The 17,526-nt window shown below is 39.3% G+C and carries 14 protein-coding genes; 6 read left to right on the top strand and 8 right to left on the bottom strand.

All coding sequences use genetic code 11. The features are described from left to right. Window positions 1–304: 304 nt before the first annotated feature. The gene (locus ACS125_RS16525) at window positions 305–1,396 is read right to left on the bottom strand and encodes a DUF6670 family protein (protein ID WP_443273401.1); all 1,092 of its coding nucleotides are present in this window, start codon (window positions 1,394–1,396) and stop codon (window positions 305–307) included. Between the two features lie 352 nt (window positions 1,397–1,748). On the opposite strand from ACS125_RS16525, the gene ACS125_RS16530 reads away from it, so the two are divergent. Both ACS125_RS16530 and ACS125_RS16535 read left to right on the top strand, forming a co-directional pair. Next, on the top strand, window positions 1,749–2,150 hold the full coding sequence (locus tag ACS125_RS16530; protein WP_443273403.1) for a DoxX-like family protein: 402 nt from the start codon (window positions 1,749–1,751) through the stop codon (window positions 2,148–2,150). A gap of 27 nt (window positions 2,151–2,177) precedes the next feature. Beyond that, the gene (locus ACS125_RS16535; protein ID WP_443273405.1) at window positions 2,178–3,011 is read left to right on the top strand and encodes an SDR family NAD(P)-dependent oxidoreductase; all 834 of its coding nucleotides are present in this window, start codon (window positions 2,178–2,180) and stop codon (window positions 3,009–3,011) included. A 101-nt stretch (window positions 3,012–3,112) separates the two neighbouring features. Here ACS125_RS16535 and ACS125_RS16540 read toward each other — a convergent pair whose 3' ends face one another. Further along, window positions 3,113–4,942, bottom strand: coding sequence for a monovalent cation:proton antiporter-2 (CPA2) family protein (locus ACS125_RS16540; RefSeq protein ID WP_443273407.1), 1,830 nt, complete (start codon window positions 4,940–4,942; stop codon window positions 3,113–3,115). A 210-nt stretch (window positions 4,943–5,152) separates the two neighbouring features. Continuing rightward, window positions 5,153–6,388, bottom strand: a complete 1,236-nt coding sequence (gene gltS, locus ACS125_RS16545) for a sodium/glutamate symporter (protein ID WP_004791327.1) — start codon at window positions 6,386–6,388, stop codon at window positions 5,153–5,155. Window positions 6,389–6,747: 359 nt separating this feature from the next. Between gltS and ACS125_RS16550 the strand changes: the two genes are divergently transcribed. After that, window positions 6,748–7,899, top strand: coding sequence for an alpha/beta fold hydrolase (locus ACS125_RS16550; protein ID WP_238611676.1), 1,152 nt, complete (start codon window positions 6,748–6,750; stop codon window positions 7,897–7,899). Window positions 7,900–7,913: 14 nt separating this feature from the next. On the opposite strand, the gene ACS125_RS16555 is transcribed toward ACS125_RS16550, so the two are convergent. Continuing rightward, the gene (locus tag ACS125_RS16555) at window positions 7,914–8,807 is read right to left on the bottom strand and encodes an NAD(P)/FAD-dependent oxidoreductase (protein ID WP_443273410.1); all 894 of its coding nucleotides are present in this window, start codon (window positions 8,805–8,807) and stop codon (window positions 7,914–7,916) included. Window positions 8,808–9,039: 232 nt separating this feature from the next. Between ACS125_RS16555 and ACS125_RS16560 the strand changes: the two genes are divergently transcribed. Continuing rightward, window positions 9,040–9,666 (top strand): TetR/AcrR family transcriptional regulator, encoded by a 627-nt coding sequence (locus tag ACS125_RS16560; protein ID WP_004791318.1) that lies wholly within the window; start codon window positions 9,040–9,042, stop codon window positions 9,664–9,666. A gap of 74 nt (window positions 9,667–9,740) precedes the next feature. Here ACS125_RS16560 and ACS125_RS16565 read toward each other — a convergent pair whose 3' ends face one another. Further along, on the bottom strand, window positions 9,741–10,376 hold the full coding sequence (locus ACS125_RS16565) for a TetR/AcrR family transcriptional regulator (protein ID WP_004791317.1): 636 nt from the start codon (window positions 10,374–10,376) through the stop codon (window positions 9,741–9,743). A gap of 238 nt (window positions 10,377–10,614) precedes the next feature. Between ACS125_RS16565 and ACS125_RS16570 the strand changes: the two genes are divergently transcribed. After that, a complete protein-coding gene (locus tag ACS125_RS16570; protein WP_443273413.1) occupies window positions 10,615–11,700 on the top strand; it encodes a hypothetical protein in 1,086 nt (361 codons plus the stop codon). Window positions 11,701–11,818: 118 nt separating this feature from the next. Next, window positions 11,819–12,295: a hypothetical protein gene (locus tag ACS125_RS16575; RefSeq protein WP_443274012.1), complete on the top strand. Its 477-nt coding sequence runs from the start codon at window positions 11,819–11,821 to the stop codon at window positions 12,293–12,295. A gap of 196 nt (window positions 12,296–12,491) precedes the next feature. On the opposite strand, the gene ACS125_RS16580 is transcribed toward ACS125_RS16575, so the two are convergent. From ACS125_RS16580 to ACS125_RS16590, 3 genes are read right to left on the bottom strand one after another with little or no spacing between them, the layout of a single operon-like run. After that, on the bottom strand, window positions 12,492–13,298 hold the full coding sequence (locus tag ACS125_RS16580; RefSeq protein ID WP_443273415.1) for an oxidoreductase: 807 nt from the start codon (window positions 13,296–13,298) through the stop codon (window positions 12,492–12,494). Between the two features lie 39 nt (window positions 13,299–13,337). Next, complete coding sequence (locus tag ACS125_RS16585; RefSeq protein ID WP_443273417.1) at window positions 13,338–16,403, bottom strand: efflux RND transporter permease subunit; 3,066 nt, start codon at window positions 16,401–16,403, stop codon at window positions 13,338–13,340. Next, complete coding sequence (locus ACS125_RS16590) at window positions 16,400–17,524, bottom strand: efflux RND transporter periplasmic adaptor subunit (protein WP_443273419.1); 1,125 nt, start codon at window positions 17,522–17,524, stop codon at window positions 16,400–16,402. Before ACS125_RS16590 ends, ACS125_RS16585 begins: the two co-directional genes overlap by 4 nt. Between the last annotated feature and the right edge of the window lie 2 nt (window positions 17,525–17,526).

The following is a 17,526-nucleotide window of genomic DNA, read 5'->3' on the forward strand; positions in this document are numbered from 1 at the left end:
TCCCTCTCCCGTCCTACCGCAACGGGAGGGAACGAGAGGTACACACGCAAAACTATTCCTCAGAAGAAATAATTCTGATGCGGTCTAAAACAGCCTGTCAAAGCCGGCTGGCGATGTAGGCCAGCAAGCAAAGGATAGTGCTCAACCCTATTACAGTCAAGCACACAAAATGACATCTGTTTTAAAATAGATCATTAAAAAGTAAGGATAAATAATTAAAATCTATTGTTAAATTGGGTTTATAAACCAGATATTTTCCCAATTCGCTTAAAGCTATAGATAAAGATTAAGCTTTATAATGATTTTATCTTCGGTCTATATATTCAAGATAACCTCTACCCTCCAATGCCTGATCATGAAATTCACCTTGCCATGCATATGAAGAAACGAAACCGGCAGCCAATCCAAAACAATATGGGGTATCTACATGTGCTGAAATATCTAAAACTTTTTGGTTATTGTGATAAGCAACCCAGCGAAAAGTATTTGGAACATTCATTGAAAAATTATCAGGAGTAATTTGTGGTTCTGGTTGAAGACTAGTTACTTCAAAAAGGATATCGCCGTTATATTGAATTGACGTTCCATCTATATGACGGTAGTAAACAGAAGTCATAATCGGTTGATCTTCATAGCAGATAAAAGCCAACAACAACTGCTGTTCATGATCAATATTGATCACTTGATAGCTAAAGACTTTTACGGGAAGTTGTATATTCTCAACCAACCATTTGTTCTTTAGCATTGAGGTAGCTATGGCTTTCCACGACTCAAGTGTACATAGCCCCTGAACGGTCTCACTATTTCCCTTTTGTTTGATATGACCTTCATATTGCATGAGCACACTAAAGTGCTTATATAGGCCACTATAGGCAAACCATGAAACAGCTTTAGTGGGCTTTAAATAAAGTTCTAGCTCTAAGTCTTCTCTTTTGGTAATGAGTACAAATCCATCGCCTTGCTCATGCATGATAGTTTGATTGTCAAAATTAATCCCAAAAGGATTTTGGCTAAATTTAATATCATTTTTAATTGAATATGTTCTATAAGCTTCAGACGTTGTCGATAATGCGGTTCCATGCACTAACGAAGCGGTATCACCTTTTCCATCCTTAGACATTTGATAGTTGGTATCTGTAATCGTAAATCCTACATAACCTAAAACTGAAGCCCAAGATAAGTATCGAAATGGTTCAGGTAAGTCAGGTACCATAATCCCGTAATGTGTGCTCCTAAAGCGTTTATAAAGCGTGTGTGGACTGAGTTCAAACTCTTTTGGCAATGCCGATTGCCGCTCTGGTGTAACAGCGCCTAACAATAAGCCAGAAATCTTTGCGACTTTTTGATTGACTTTGTCCTTAAGACCCTTTGGTAATCTATGGCTTGAGATTAGCATTGTTTTAAAATCCTTTATTTTAATTTGCTCAACAATAGAGTTCCATATTAGAACTTGATAATTTTCAAATGAATGTTAATAAGGGACATTTTGATTTAGGAAGAAGCCAATCTCTATTGAAAAAAGATTTCACGCTAAAGTACTCATAGACATATTTAGCAAGATATTGATAGTGATGTAATTTATTTCTTATAAAAGAATGATTTCTATATTTAAAAACTGATGTAAATCAATTTTAATTTAAAACAATAAGAGAATTTAAAATCTATAATAATACATATTATATAATCATTTACTTATTACTCCCCCCTCAGAACGAGTAACAACCTTTAAAAAGCTCAGAGTAGTTTTAATGACAAATATTAAAGTTTTCAAATTTATAAACCTTATTCTCGCTCTTTTATGGATTTATCAAGGACTTGTTCCCAAATTTCTATTTCTTAATTCTGATGAAATCTTTGTGTGGCAATCGATAGGATTGTCTTTAGCAAATGCAAAACTTGCAGGCCATGCGAGCGGTATTGCCGAAATTATTTTTGGTTTATGTTTTCTCTTTTCTGCGCATAAATATATTCATTATTTAAGTATTTTGGGTTTACTCGGCCTGCTTGTTTTAATTGGTGTTTTAATTCCATCTACGCTTATTTTGCCTTACAACCCTATCGTAATGAATATTTCGATGATAAGTTTATCAGTTGTCTATCTACTTTTATTAAAAGAGCAAACTACTCAATTGCATAGAGTCGCTCAATAACATTCTAATTTTTATATAGAGATTTCAATGAGTTTATCTAAAAGCGAAGTTTGTTGTGTAGTCATTACAGGTAGTACCAAAGGTATTGGCTTGGCACTCGCCGAAGCTTTTTTAAAGCTGGAATGTTCAGTTGTGATTGCTGGACGAAACTTAGAACACTTAAATCATGCCCTCACCCACTTAGAAACTCAGTTCAATAAAGAAAAATTTATGGGTCTATGCTGTGATGTGACTCAAATTTCCGGTGTACAAACCCTATGGAATGGTGCAATTGAGCATTTTGGACATGTAAATGTTTGGATTAATAATGCTGGAAGCTGCCATCCAACAAAAAACTTTGTTGACCTTCAACCTAACGAATTAAACGCGGCGGTTTCAACCAATATTTTAGGTACGATGCTAGGTTCTCAAGTGGCTTTAAAAGGCATGCTCAAACAAGGTTATGGACAAATCTTTAACATGGAAGGTTGGGGAAGCAACGGCGAATGGAGTGCCGGCATGACTCCCTATGCAACCACCAAACGAGCTGTAAGTTATTTTAGTAAAGCACTTTATAAAGAAACAAAATCGACGCCGATTTTAACAGGCACGCTTAGTCCAGGTATGGTTGCAACTGATCTTTTAGTTTCTTCTTGGACCAATGGAAACATCCAAAACTGGAAAAAGATGAAGCGATTATTTTTCTTTGTGATTGATTCACCAGAAGTGGTTTGTGCCTATTTAGCAAAACAAATGATTCAAAATAAAAAAGCCAACCGACGAATTGCGTGGATCACACCGTGGAAGCTTTTTCTTAGATTTTTGCAGCCCTATTACTGGCGCAGAAACCCAGTTAAAGGAACAGCATTAGAGCATTTATAGTCGGGCTTATAAGAGGTAGGCTGATTTGATTGATAGGTGCATCGGATTTATTGTTTAGCAAAAGTTCTGCTAAAGAGAACTCTTACTAAACTTCACACGCATCAAGACTCGTTGTCTGAGGTGTCTTCTTTATTTAAAATCTGCCCTTCCCGTTTTGGTCGAATTAATGGCGCTGTTGGTCTTGGATGATGAGCATGTGTATATTGCAAACCAACGCCAGCGTATACATCATCTGCTGCAATTTCAGTTTCAAAACGCTCATTATCCAGATCTCGAATTTCCTCGCTAATTCTTATTACTTCGTCTTCATCTACGCCAAGTTCTTGTAAAATAATTTCGCCAAACTTAATCGCAGATTCAAAGGTTTCGCGAATCATAAAGTCCACTTTTTGTTTGACTAAATGCAGGGAGTGCTCACGGTCATACGAACGGACTAATAATTTTGCTAAAGGAAATTCATGGGTAACCAATTCTACAATTCTATTGGTGGTGTCTTTACTGTCGACACACACCACAATTGCCTGTGCAGTTGCAGCACCAGAAGCATGTAAAATATCTAGGCGACAACCATCGCCATAATAAATTTTAAAACCAAATTTTTCGGCGTTTTGAATCATGTCGGTATTATTATCAATAATGGTGACATCGACACCTCGTGCTAACAACAATTGACTGGTGACCTGACCAAAGCGTCCGAATCCAATCATTAAAACACTACCGCTTAAACCCTCGGCAATATTGACGTTTTCTAATGAAACATCTACTTTAGTTTGAGTGAAACGTTTAAAAAGAATACCAACAATTGGGGTTAACACCATTGAAAGTACCACAATAGCAGTAAGATTAGATTTAACGGTACTATCAATAACTTGTGCACTTAGCGCGGCAGAGAAAAGTACAAAAGCAAACTCTCCGCCTTGAGCCATGAGTAAGGCACGATCCAACGCTTCAGTATGAGGACTTTTTGTTAATCGAGCGACAATATAAATCATGAGGGCTTTAGCAAACATGAGGGCCATTACCCCACTCACAATAAGCTGCCAGTTCTGAGCAACCACTGATAAATCCAGTGACATGCCAACACCAAGGAAAAAGAGGCCCAGCAAGATTCCTCGGAATGGTTCAATATCCGCTTCAATTTGATGTCTAAAGGTCGACTCAGATAAAAGCACACCCGCCAAGAAAGCACCCATCGCCATAGACAATCCGCTCACTTGCATAAGTAACGCTGCACCCAACACCACCAGTAGTGCGGCGGCAGTCATGACTTCTCGTGCTTTAGCGGCAGCCAAGAGTCTAAATAATGGATTAAGTAACCAATACCCTGCCGCAATCAGGCCTGCAATTGCGATTAAACCAATTCCTATATTTTCCAAACGTACCGATGTGCTTTCAACTACATGATTCGGTGCCATAAAAGCGACAATAGCCAGTAAAGGTACAATCAATAAATCTTCAAAAAGTAAGATGGCTACAATTTTTTGCCCACGAGGTTGGGTCAAATCACCGCGATCGCCCAATAACTGCATCACAATCGCAGTCGAGGTTAATACAAACCCTGCCGCACCAATAAAAGCCACTTGCCACGTGAAGCCAAATAACAGCCCAACGCCAGTCAAAGCCAACGCACAAATGATGATCTGTAGTGTGCCTAAGCCAAAAATTTCGCGTCGAAGACTCCATAAATGTGAGGGTTGCATTTCCAAACCAATCACAAATAGATACATCACAATTCCCAACTCGGCAATGTGCAAAATCGCGGCAGAATCTTGAAAAAAAGCAAACCCGAATGGGCCAATAATCAGACCCGCAATTAAATAACCTAATACTGAACCCAAGCCAATACGTTTAAAAATAGGGACTGCAATAACAGCTGCTGCCAATAAAACTACGGGGGCAACCAAGCTAATTGAATGTGCTTCTGAGCTCATACATTTCTCATTTTATTTATCAGCAATTTATTCTATGTGAAACTAGATTTGAGGGCGATTATTAGTTTTGAGAAAAAGCATCCTAAAAATACAATGACTTTAATCGTCCGAAAATTAAAATTTAGAGTATCCGTATGAACAAAATATATCTCTATTTTTAAGGTTCATAATTAAGCACTCATAAAAAAAGCCCTTACGGGCTTTTTTTGATTAAACAACGAATTTCAACATGAGCTGAATAACCGTTGCATTAATTAAATCGACAAAGAATGCACCACAAAGCGGAACAATTAAAAATGCCTTATGCGATGGACCATACATGTTGGTAATCGCCTGCATATTTGCAACTGCTGTTGGCGTTGCTCCCATACCAAAACCACAATGGCCTGCTGCTAGTACTGCTGCATCATAGTTTTTGCCCATCACGCGGAAAGTTACAAACGCTGCATATAAAGCCATGGTAAGTGTTTGAGCACCTAAAATAACCACAAGCGGCCCAGCTAAGTCAGCCAGTTGCCAAAGTTTTAAAGAAAGCAATGCCATTGCTAAATAAAGAGACAAAGATGCATTACCAAACACATCAATCGCACGGTCAAAAATATCAATTTTCAACACGCTTTCTAAAATATTTCTTAAGATTACGCCGCCGCCGAGTGCCCAAACAAAAGTTGGTAACTCAAACCAAGTCCCCTTACTAAAACCCGTCATAAATTCAGCAAACGCCAAACATGCTGCAAACATACCTAGTGTAGTAATTGCATTATCGGCAGTAATTAAACGAACTTGATGAGGGTTTTCAAACGGTGCAAGGTCATCCGAATTTTGCTCAACATGCGTGTCTCTATAATGAATTTCATTATTGGTTTTTGGTTGAGCCAGACTGTAACGGTTGATAAGCAGTTTCGCTAACGGTCCACCTATCACACCGCCAATAATTAAACCAAAAGTTGCACTCGCCATTCCTAAAGCTAGAGCACCTTGAATACCATGCTGAGTTTCTAAAATTTCTCCCCAAGCTCCTGCTGTACCATGACCACCTGTTAAGGTAATTGAACCAGCAATTAAGCCAATTAATGGGTCAAGACCAAGCAAAGTCGCAAGACTCATGCCTACCGCGTCTTGTACTACAATAAAAGAAGCTACACAAACTAAGAAAATAACCAAAGCCATACCACCTTCTTTAAGCTTCATAAAATTGGCGCTTAAACCAATTGAAGCAAAGAAGACAAGCATAAAGCTGGTTTGCAACTCACTACTGAAGACAACGCTATATCCCCATAATGTATGGACAAGTAGCGAAATGACCGCAGCCACCAAACCACCTGCTACAGGTTCGGGAATATTATAGCGCTGTAAAAAATTAATCCGATTAACAAGAAAGCGGCCTAACAACAAGACGATAACCGCCGAAATTAGTGTATAAAAACCATTAAAAACAAATTCCATATATGCTACTTTCTAATTAAATTCCTAATCGATTGTAAAATAATTATATTTTATTTTTTCATATGTAAAAAAAACACAAACAAACTTTACAAAATTACTCTACCAATAAACTTTTATTATTCTTAAAAAAAGCTTAATTTCTTAAATATTTTATATAAAAATTTAGATAAAAATAATTTTACTATTAATTTCAAAACCTTAAATAAAGCCATTCTTAAATATAAATAATTAACCTTTGATACCTTAAGCAGAAAATACTGTCTTTTGGGTCACTGAACTTAGAACTCATTCCCTTTAATATCCCTGAAAAGACCAGCTCCTTATCGCTCTGGGCAACATTTTTATAGGTTTTATATTCAATGAGTTTATTGCTTAAAATTCGTCAGAACGTTCCTCAGCTACAGTCTATTAAAAAATCTCTTCAGACACGTGCGGGCCAAAAACTGCCTCACATGCTGATCAATGCATCGGATCTATTTTTTAGAGGTCCTGAAATAGCCTTGTCAGGAAAAACACCTTTTGACGTGATCTATAAGCATGAAATTATTAGCTTACGCCATTATAAAAATGAGATCGATACATCTACACCTAAACATCGCGTACCGTTGGTGATCGTTCCACCGCTAGCAGTAAATATGCTCATTTATGATTTGTTCCCTACACGCAGTTTTATACGTTTCTTCTTAGCACAAGGTTTTGATGTTTATTTAATTGACTGGGGCGTGCCAACTCGCCACCAAGCTAAATACAATTTCGGCACCTACATTAAAGTTTTTATGCCTGAAATGTTAAAGCAGGTTCGAGAACACAGTGGCCAGCAACAGCTTTCTTTACATGGCTGGAGCTTAGGCGGTGCACTTTCGCTCTGCTATACCGCATTATTTAAAGATAAAGATATTAAAAATCTAATTATTCTTGCTTCCCCTATCGATACCCATAAAGCGGGTTATATGGGGAAACTCTATGGCAGTCTGACTAAACCTGCCGAATGGGTTCGTAAACATACGCCATTTCGCATTCGTCACCATGTGCCAAGTGAAGCATTTCATATTCATGGCTGGCAAAACACGCTAGGTTTTAAATTAACGGATCCGATTGGAAATTTGAAAACATATTGGGAACTTTTTAAGAATCTTGATAACCGAGAATTTATTGTCGACCATGCAACCTCAAGTTCATTCATCGATAATATGCTGGCCTATCCGGGTGGTGTCATGCGTGACATTATTCTCCGTTTCTGGATTGATAATGAACTATCCAATGGCGTAGTTAAATTCGGCGAACTTACAGCCTATCTAAAAGATATTGAATGTTCAGTACTCGCAGTGGGTGGTAGCACAGATATTATTGTGACGGCTGATGCTGTTAGGCCACTTATGGATTTAATTAGCAGCCAAGACAAAACCTTTAAAGTTGTTCCAGGTGGTCATATGGGTGTGGTTTCTGGAAGCCAAGCCCCTACTGCGGTTTGGCCAGAAATGAGTAATTGGTTAGCTACACGTTCAGATTAAAAAGAATCTGTGCCTTATACCAACATAGATTGTTGAGCGGAGATACCTGCTATTGCACCTTGTGATGATGCCATGGTGACTGATGCCATGGCAGGGTTAGCGAGATCACCAGCAGCATAGATACCAGGCATAGAGGTTTCGCGACGCTCGTCAACCTTAAGAGCAATACCAAAAGGTGTATCGACTGTAGCAAGGCCTAGTGATTCATGTAACCGTGCGGACGGTTTGGTACTCGGATGAGCGAACAAGATATCAACCGTAACCTTATGATCGTTATCAAGGTATACAGTTACAGTGCGCCCTTCATTACGGGCAATTTGAACGATCCGACCGTCGATGATATTTACATTGCGACGTGCGAGATCGGCACGAATATCAGGTGAGATATCATGACCATCTGGAAAGACTGATAATACACTCGTCCAGTCATGGTACAAACGTACATAATTGTGGGACTTTGGACCAGACCAAATCAGTCCCCAATGCTGTTCAGCGACTTCAAAGCCATCACAATATGGGCAAGGTACGATGGAAGCACCCCAATTTTCTGCAAAACCAGAAACATCAGGCATTTGGTCAACAACACCATAACTTAAGATTAGACGGCGTGCGCCCAAGCTTTTGCCATCGCTAGTATGGACAGAGAAATTATCGATAGAGCCAGAAATGCTGTCGGCCTGAGCCTTGACTAACTTAATAGTTGGATAACGCTCTAACTGCTGACGTGCCTCAGCTAAGATTTCTAGTGGTGGCTTATGATCATGGCCAAGAAGACCATGTGAATGGCCAGCGAAGCGGTTACGCGGCAGACCCGTGTCAAGAACGGTGACCTTGCGACGAGCACGACCAAGTTGCAAAGCGGCGGCAAGACCAGCAAAGCTACCGCCTATAATAATGACGTCATCCATAGTGATAGGCTCCAATGTAAATCAAATAATTAGCTAATGAAAACTCTTGGGAATTGCAGAAAAAATCACCCATCACTGTGTTGTCCACTGGACGATACTGCATTGGCTATTGCAAGACGAACCATACTCGCAGGATATAATGAGTTAATACCTAGCCTATGGTTTGCACATTTTGGATACTTAGTGGTATCCTAATTCATTATTTAAGATACTGTCAAGGACTGTAATTATTGTGAGCGAAGAAAAAAGAAGTCAGCGCGGTCGGCCAGTAAATCAAGCATTAGCCCAAACGATAGTCGATGCTGCGTATGAACTTTTTGTCGAATTGGGTTTTCAAGCAGCAACATTGGACAAAGTCGCCCAAAAAGCAAAGATATCGAAACTCAGTATCTATCGGCACTTTGAGAACAAGGAAGCCCTTTTCAGCTCAGCAATATTAGCCCGATGCCAACAATTTGCACCACAAACTCTTTTTGAAGGAATCCAAGGTTCGGCCGAAGAACAGCTTATGGCTGTGGGATCATCTCTACTGCGTACATTGTTAAGCTCAGATGTTCGCAGTGTCGAGGCTATGATTGTAGCCGACAAAACAAATCAAAAATCATTAAGCAAACTCCATTATGAAGCTGGCCCTACCCATGTCATTGCCCAAATCGAGGCCATGCTGTGTCAATTACATACAAAAGCGCTTCTGAACGTGCCTAATCCTCATCAATCTGCGCGAATGTTTGCCGCGCTTTTTAAAGGATGTGATCTCTTGATGATTGCACGCTTCGATGAAACCAAAGCAAACGACGATAACGAAATCGAATCCTATTGCAAATCAGCCGTCGCCATGTTCATGGCCGCGCATAGGTAATCACTACGTGGTCGTGATTTATGAAGCCTAGTAAAATCTAGGCTGTTTTTTTTAGACTTCAGATATAGAATAAATTAAGACTTTATCTCTGCCGAAGAAGCTAGTAAACCTGTAGCATAATTCATAATTAATAAAACTAAATTATTAGCCTTTTCTTCAGATTCAGCTAAACGCCCTTCCAGTAAAAGATGAGATAGTCCATGTACTAGACTACAACATAACATCGCTAATACTTCAACTTGAGTATCATTTTCGCTTACACCCAAAATTGAAGCCGTTAAGCTTTGCAACCGAGCATATGTACTGTCTGCGGCCTCTTTTAACTCGGGTATTTCATTTTTTTGTAAGTCAGGATTAAACATCAAAGCAAAGAGATTCCGATGATTTTTTGCAAAATCTATATATGTTAAACCAAATATTTTTAATGCTTGAATTTGAGAATCAGCCATTTGTATAGCCTGATTTTGTTCTTCTTGTAAAAGTTGGAATCCTTTTGCTGCTAATGCAGCCAGAAAGCTATCTTTGCTTTCGAAATGTCGATATACCGCGTTAGCACTTACGCCAATTTGCCTTGCCATTTCCCTAAAACTTAGACTTTCTGCATCATTATTTTCTAAATGAACCAGCCCTGCATTTAATAATTCTTCACGTACATTTCCATGATGATAATTTGATTTTTGACTTAAGTTTTCTGATTGCTTTAAAGACATGTTGACACCGCACACATACTGTAAGCATAATGTGGGCACTGAACACATTATGCTTTTGCTTGTAGTTTTATCCTCCAAAGAGAATAAATCCTATTTTGTTCAGTAAAAATGCTTAAACAAAACAATTACCTAAAATTCGCACTTAAACAATAAGGCTGTAAGGCAAAAGAGCTTGGACTCATAAAGTAAATTTTTAGCTTGCTTTTGAGTCTAATCATCTTTAAGCAAAGGAACTGATATGAATAATCTCAGAAGTATAAAACAGGCTTTCTTATTTACAATACCATTAATGTTGGTCAGCTCTCTTGTAAACGCCGAACTCAATGCCTTAAATGATAAAAGTTTAGCTAATGTAACTGGTCAAGCCTTATTTAATCTAACCAATATTGCAGCTAATCAAAATGGTAATCCAAATACAGATGTAGGTTTTTATCGTCTCGGAATGGAAGCACAAGTAGAGTTAAATGCAAATATTAAACGTTTACAGTTAGGTTGCGGTGGAGTTAAAGGAGTGGGTTGTGACATTGATATTGAAGATATTAGCTTAGCAGGTATCCTTCCCGTAAATGGTAGCTATGCAGGATCAGATGCCGTTATTACTAATCCTTTTATCGAGTTTGCTATTAAATCGCCGGACAAGGCTTCTACTCGAGAAATTGTTGGCTTTCGCCTTGGGGCATTAGGCATATTAGGCAAACTTGGATTGGGATCAAATACAGATTTAACAACATTAGCTGATGACACAGGAGGAATTAACTCTTTATCTGGGGATTTGAATTTAACGCTTACGAATACCGTTCTGAAGAATGTAGTGATTGAAAATGGATTGATCTCTACAGAAGCACATATTAATGATTATAACAAACCGCTTATTCTTAACCGTGCTACATCAGCAACGCTAGATAATGTAGTCGCTAAAACTGGTCCACTAAGACTATTAGGTATCTTAGATCTACCTTTAGGTTTAACTCTAAGTAATGCCACATTAAAAGATTATCCTCTTTCTGGTTTTCATGAAATTTTACTCGCCCAGGATACAGCAGGAACAATTCCTACTAGTGACACATCACTGTCTTTACAAAAGCAAGCTATCCAGTGGCAAAAAATAAGTTCTGGTAGCTTCGAAAATACTGTAGCTGCTCAACCTGGATGGTGGCTTTCCTTACCGAAAGTTTTACTCACTGATATCGAAACACAACAGCGAATTGATGTAGGACTTGGGGAAGCACTAGGAGGATTAGTTGGTCGAGAGTTAATTATTAATCCTCTCGACTCTGGACAGGTAGGCATTAAAAACTGCTACGGAAACTTAAAGTTTTGCTAGGTAAAAATGGCATAGAAACATTTATATGATGCTTAAATTAAAAAAACTCATCATTTTTATATCATTATTAGCAGGGCTGAATACAACCCAAGCTACCACAGTCTATAGGTCAATAAATATGTGCTCAGCTACTGTTAAAAATATACCTGACAATATTCACAACCCTGTCTCCAAGCTTAAAGTGGGCTCGATAAAGTCAGATACGACATCAAATATCGCTTTTATTATTGCTTCAGCAATTGCTACAAAACACAATCAACAAATAGATGTAGATCATATTGCCATTTACTTACAAACAATTAAAAGCTCAAAAGATTTTTATTACTCATTACTTGATATCAAAAAAACTTTTGAATATTTTAATGTACCTATTGAGGCGAAAAAAAATGCATCGCCCTTTGATTTTTTAAATTTAAGTAATGAAATACTGATTGGTATTGATCATCAAAACCAGCTTTTTGCACTAGTTGGCTCGTCGCAAGAATATGTATATTTAATTTATGGAATCATGAACCGAAAAGCGCTGATCTGCCCGCTTAAAAAATCTTTATTTATTCAAAATTTCACTACAAATAAGTTTTTAATTCTTAGATAACCTACAATGTGACTTTCATAAAAAATAAATAAAACAATTCTTTGAAATTTAAAAAAATTATAAAGATAGATTCATTTAATATTTTTAAAAGCATTTTTAATTAATAAAAGCTATTCATTAGAATTGAATAAGAGCATATAAAAAAAACCCAAGTGCAAAATTTGCACTTGGGGTTTATGCAAAAATCACTCGTGATTTACTTCAAACCAAAAGTCTTTCTAATACTCTTATCAACTGGTCCACTCGGCATAAATCGGCGCAACTTGCTTAACAAAGATGCTTGTCCAGATGGGGTACGGCGCATTTGCCAATCACTGAGTGCCGCGGTAACAATTGTATCAGCCACACTATCGGGCTGAGGTGCTTGATCAATCTGCTTCAATACTGCACGAGTAGCGAGATCACGCTCATTGTCATATTCAGGAATTTTAGAACTTACTAAAGGGGTATTCTTATCTAAATTGGTTTTAGTAAATGAGGGCTGAACAATGGATACACGAATGCCAAATTGGCGAAGCTCATGATCTAAAGACTCAGACAATCCTTCAACCGCATGTTTACTAGCCGAATATAACCCCATATACGGTGAAGGTAAGAAACCCAATACTGAACTAACATTTATAATTCTTCCATAATGCTGTATTCGCATATAAGGCAATACCGCTTGTGTGGTACGAAGAATGCTAAATACATTGGTGTTAAATAAAAATTCTGCTTCTTTTATCGAGGTCTCCTCTACTGCACCAATTAAGCTTACTCCAGCATTATTAACCAAAATATCAATATGCCCAGCTTTATCAATAATAGAATGAATCCCGAGTTGGACAGAGTCTTCATCTGACACATCCATCTCAACAAGCTCAACGCCTTCTATAGGTTGAGCTTTGACTTTATTTCTGACTGTACCGAAAACTTTATGGCCGAGTTTAGCAAATTTTTCTGCCGTCACTTGCCCAATACCAGATGAAACACCTGTAATTACAACCACTTTTGAGTTTGACATATGAACTCCAATAACTTTTTAATTTTGAAAATTTGATCATTAAACTGCTGGTTTAGTCCCGATCTTGAACCAGATCGAATACATTGCTGGCAGGAAAACCAAAGTCAAAATGGTTCCTGCAAGCGTTCCGCCAATGAGTGTGTAAGCAAGCGTTCCCCAAAACACAGAGTGAGTCAGAGGAATGAAAGCTAAAATAGCTGCTAAAGCTGTCAAAATTACAGGTCTGGCGCGTTGTACTGTGGCCTCAACCACTGCATTCAACGGATCAAGCCCAGCTTCTTTGTTTTGCTGAATCTGACCAATTAAGATGAGCGTGTTACGCATCAAAATTCCAGATAATGCAATCAACCCGACTAATGCATTAATGCCAAAGGGCTGCTGAAATAACAGAAGCGTTGGTACCACACCTATTAATCCCAACGGGCTGGTTAAAAACACCATAATCATTGCAGCAATAGACCTCACTTGAAGAATGATAATGAGTAGAGTCATGGCTAACATGATCGGAAAAATAGGAAGCATGGCTTTAGTGGCTTTACCAGACTCTTCAATGGAACCCGCCTCTACAATCTGATAACCCTTTGGTAAATCTTTGATGACTGGTTGAAGCTGTTTGGTAATTGCAGTTGATACATCTGGTGGTTGTAATCCTTCAGCAATATCTCCACGAACGGTCATTGTTGGCACCCGATCTCGACGGCGGATGACAGGTTCTTCCATCCGTACTTCAATTTTGCCAATTTGTGCTAAAGGAATACGCTGTCCATTTGCTCCCGTGAGTGTGAAATCACCAATTTTTGCAGGGTCTAGTCTTATATCGCCTGCTGAACGAGCAATCACTTGCACTGTACGAATATCTTCGCGTACAGATGTAATTGGAATACCCGTTAACAAAAACTGTAATTGCTGTGCAACTGAACTTGATGTAAGACCAACTGCTTGTAGACGATCTTGTTCCAATGTGAAATGCAAAGCTGGTACACGAGTTCCCCAATCTGTATTTACAGTTCGCATCATTGGGCTAGCATTCATAACTTGCTGAACCTGAGCTGCAATCGCACGTAATTTTTCTGGATCTGGGCCTGAAACTCGGTAAGCCACTGGATATGGCGAATAGGGTCCAAACACAAGTTGTGTTACACGTAGCTGCGCCTCAGTCGCAAGCCCATTTGAAATAGCTTGTCTTAAACGGTGTTTTAACGCTTCACGTTCTTCTTGATTGTCAGTTCGTACCACAATCTTGGCAAAGGCTGGATCTGGTAACTCTGGCCCCATCGAAAAATAAAAACGTGGCGCACCTTGACCAATATACGATGTCACAATTTTTGCTTCATGTTGCTTAGATAACCAAGTTTCAACTTTTGCTGTCGCGGCACTTGTTTGTGTAATCGATGTACCATAAGGCATCTGTACTTCAACAAGCACTTCAGGTCGGTCCGAGATTGGGAAAAATTGTTTTTTCACCAATGCCATTCCGCCTACGGCTAAAACAAATAACCCGATAACACTGCCTGCAACAAGCCATTTACGTGCAATCACACGTTCAAGAATTTGACGGAAATGGTTATATCGTGGTGTGTCATAAATTGCAGTATGGCCGCCTTCAATCTTTTTAAAATCAGGCAACATTTTCACACCCAAGTAAGGAGTGAAAACTACTGCAACAATCCATGAAGCAATCAGTGCAATACCAACAATCCAAAACATATTGCTGGTATATTCACCCGCACTAGATCGAGCAAAACCATTTGGCATAAACCCAACAGCGGTGACTAATGTTCCAGAAAGCATTGGTGCTGCTGTATGACTCCATGCGTAGGCGGAGGCTGCAACACGACTAAAGCCCTCTTCCATTTTTACGACCATCATTTCAATCGCAATAATGGCATCGTCAACTAAAAGCCCTAAAGCAAGAATAAGAGAGCCAAGTGTAATTCGGTCAAAGTTTTTACCCGTTGCTAACATCACTACAAAAACAATAGCTAATGTGAGTGGTACAGCCATAGCAACCACGACACCAACGCGCCATCCCATGCTAATAAAGCTTACAAACATAACCACAAGTAATGCTGCAAAGAACTTAATCATGAACTCATCTACCGATGAGCTAATATTGACCGCTTGATCAGTTACTTTGTTTAAACTGATGCCAAGAGGTAAATCTTCGTTGATGGAACCAACTTCTTTCTCTAATGATTTACCAAGATCTAATCCATTCCATCCTTCGCGCATCACCACGCCCAACAGTAAGGTTGGCTCTCCACCATTACGAATCATGAATGTTGCAGGATCTTCAGTGCCGCGTTTAACCGTCGCAATATCTGACAATTTCAAGGTGCGACCTTGAGCCGTTATCGGGGTGTCACGAATTTTTTGTAACTTGTCAAAAGCACCATCTAATCTGACAAAAACTTGAGGACCTTTGGTTTCAATTGAACCCGCGGGTGTAAGCACATTCTGATTATTCAGCGCAGCAAAGACATCTTGTGGATTTACACCAAGTGTCGCCAAGCGCTCATGCGAAAATTCAATATAGATACGCTCAGATTGTTCACCAATAATGTTGACTTTTTTTACGCCCGGTACATGAAGTAACTGCTGTCGAATTGTTTCTGCATCACGTACTAATAATCTTTGCGCTTCATTTTTTGCCTTTAATGAATATAAAGCAAAAGTTACATCTGCATATTCATCATTAACGAGTGGTCCAATTACACCAGCAGGTAAGTTACCCATCTCGTCATTTACTTTCTTCCTTGCTTGATAAAATTCCTCCTGAACCTGTGATGGTGGCGTACTATCAAGTAAAGTCAGTGTCGTAAAAGCTAAGCCTGGTCTGGTATAGGTTTCTGTTCGATCGTACCAACGTAGCTCTTGCATACGTTTTTCGATTTTTTCAGCAACTTGATCCTGCATCTCTTGAGCAGTTGCCCCTGGCCAAGCCGTCACAATGGTCATCACCTTCACTGTAAAAGCTGGATCTTCGGCTCGACCTAACTTGAAAAAAGCAACGATGCCTGCAATTGAAATCAAAAAAATCAGAAATAACGTGATACCGCGTTCACGTACAGCAAGGGCTGATAAGTTAAAACCTTTCTCACTCATGAGTGGTCTCCTTCATTTCCAACTGAAGGATGACTCGCTTGTGATGCAATACGTACCAATTCACCTTCTCGAAGCAAATGCGCACCTAAAGCAACAATTCGATCTCCACTTTGAATATTGCCAGTGACATAGGCATATTCATCATCAAGCTGTTTAACAACAACGGGACGCCACGTTACTTTCTGAGTTTTTCCATTAATTACCCAGACTCCAGCGCCCTTACCCTTATCAAGTAAGGAACTGACTGGCACTTGTAAAAAATGTTGTGAACTCTGATTTTGATTGGCAATACGTACAGTAACCGTTGAACCTAAAGGAGCATTTGCTAAATCGCCTTCTAAGACGAAGCGTGCCTCAAAAGTACGAGTGAGTTGATCTGCAGTATTCGATAACTGTCTAAGTTTAGCTGGGACACTTATATTTTCTTTACCAAAGAGTGTAGCTTGACCAATAGCCCCTATTGCAGGACGTAATGTCTCTGGAAGCTGAATGATTGCTTCCCTTTGACCAGAATGAGCTAAGCGAATGACTGTTTGACCCGCACTGACAACCTGACCTGGTTCGACCTGTGTTGCCATAATCGTACCATCACCATCCGCAATTAAATCGGCATAGTGACTCGCGTTTAATGCAACCCTAGCTTGAGCTTGAGTCGAACTGAGCTGCGCTCTCGCCGTATCCGCTGCTGCTTTAATCTGATCATAGGCAGAAGCAGAAATAGCCCCGCTTCCACGTAAATCACGATATCGGGCTTCATCTTTCTCTGCTTGTTCAGCTCGGGCTCTGGCTGCACCCACAGCTTCTTGTTGGGCTTTGGCAGCAAGTTCTAAATCGGCCGGATCAATACGCATCAGTAACTGACCGCGCTTTACTGTTTGGCCTGCTTCAACAAATCGTTTGATGACTTTACCAGAAACACGAAAACCCAGATCACTTTCTACCCGTGCCCCTATCGTGCCTGTGAATGCTCTTGAATCGGAAGTGATTTTATCTTGTACAGTTGCGATTCGTACTAACGGCGCCGAAGTACGGGGGTCAGATTGCGTATTTTCAGCACAACCGAGCAAGAAAAAAGGAAATATACATATTGCTGTAAACGGAATAAGGCGACGATAAAGCATAT

Source organism: Acinetobacter sp. PFS20 (genome assembly GCF_052261015.1).
GTDB lineage: Bacteria > Pseudomonadota > Gammaproteobacteria > Pseudomonadales > Moraxellaceae > Acinetobacter.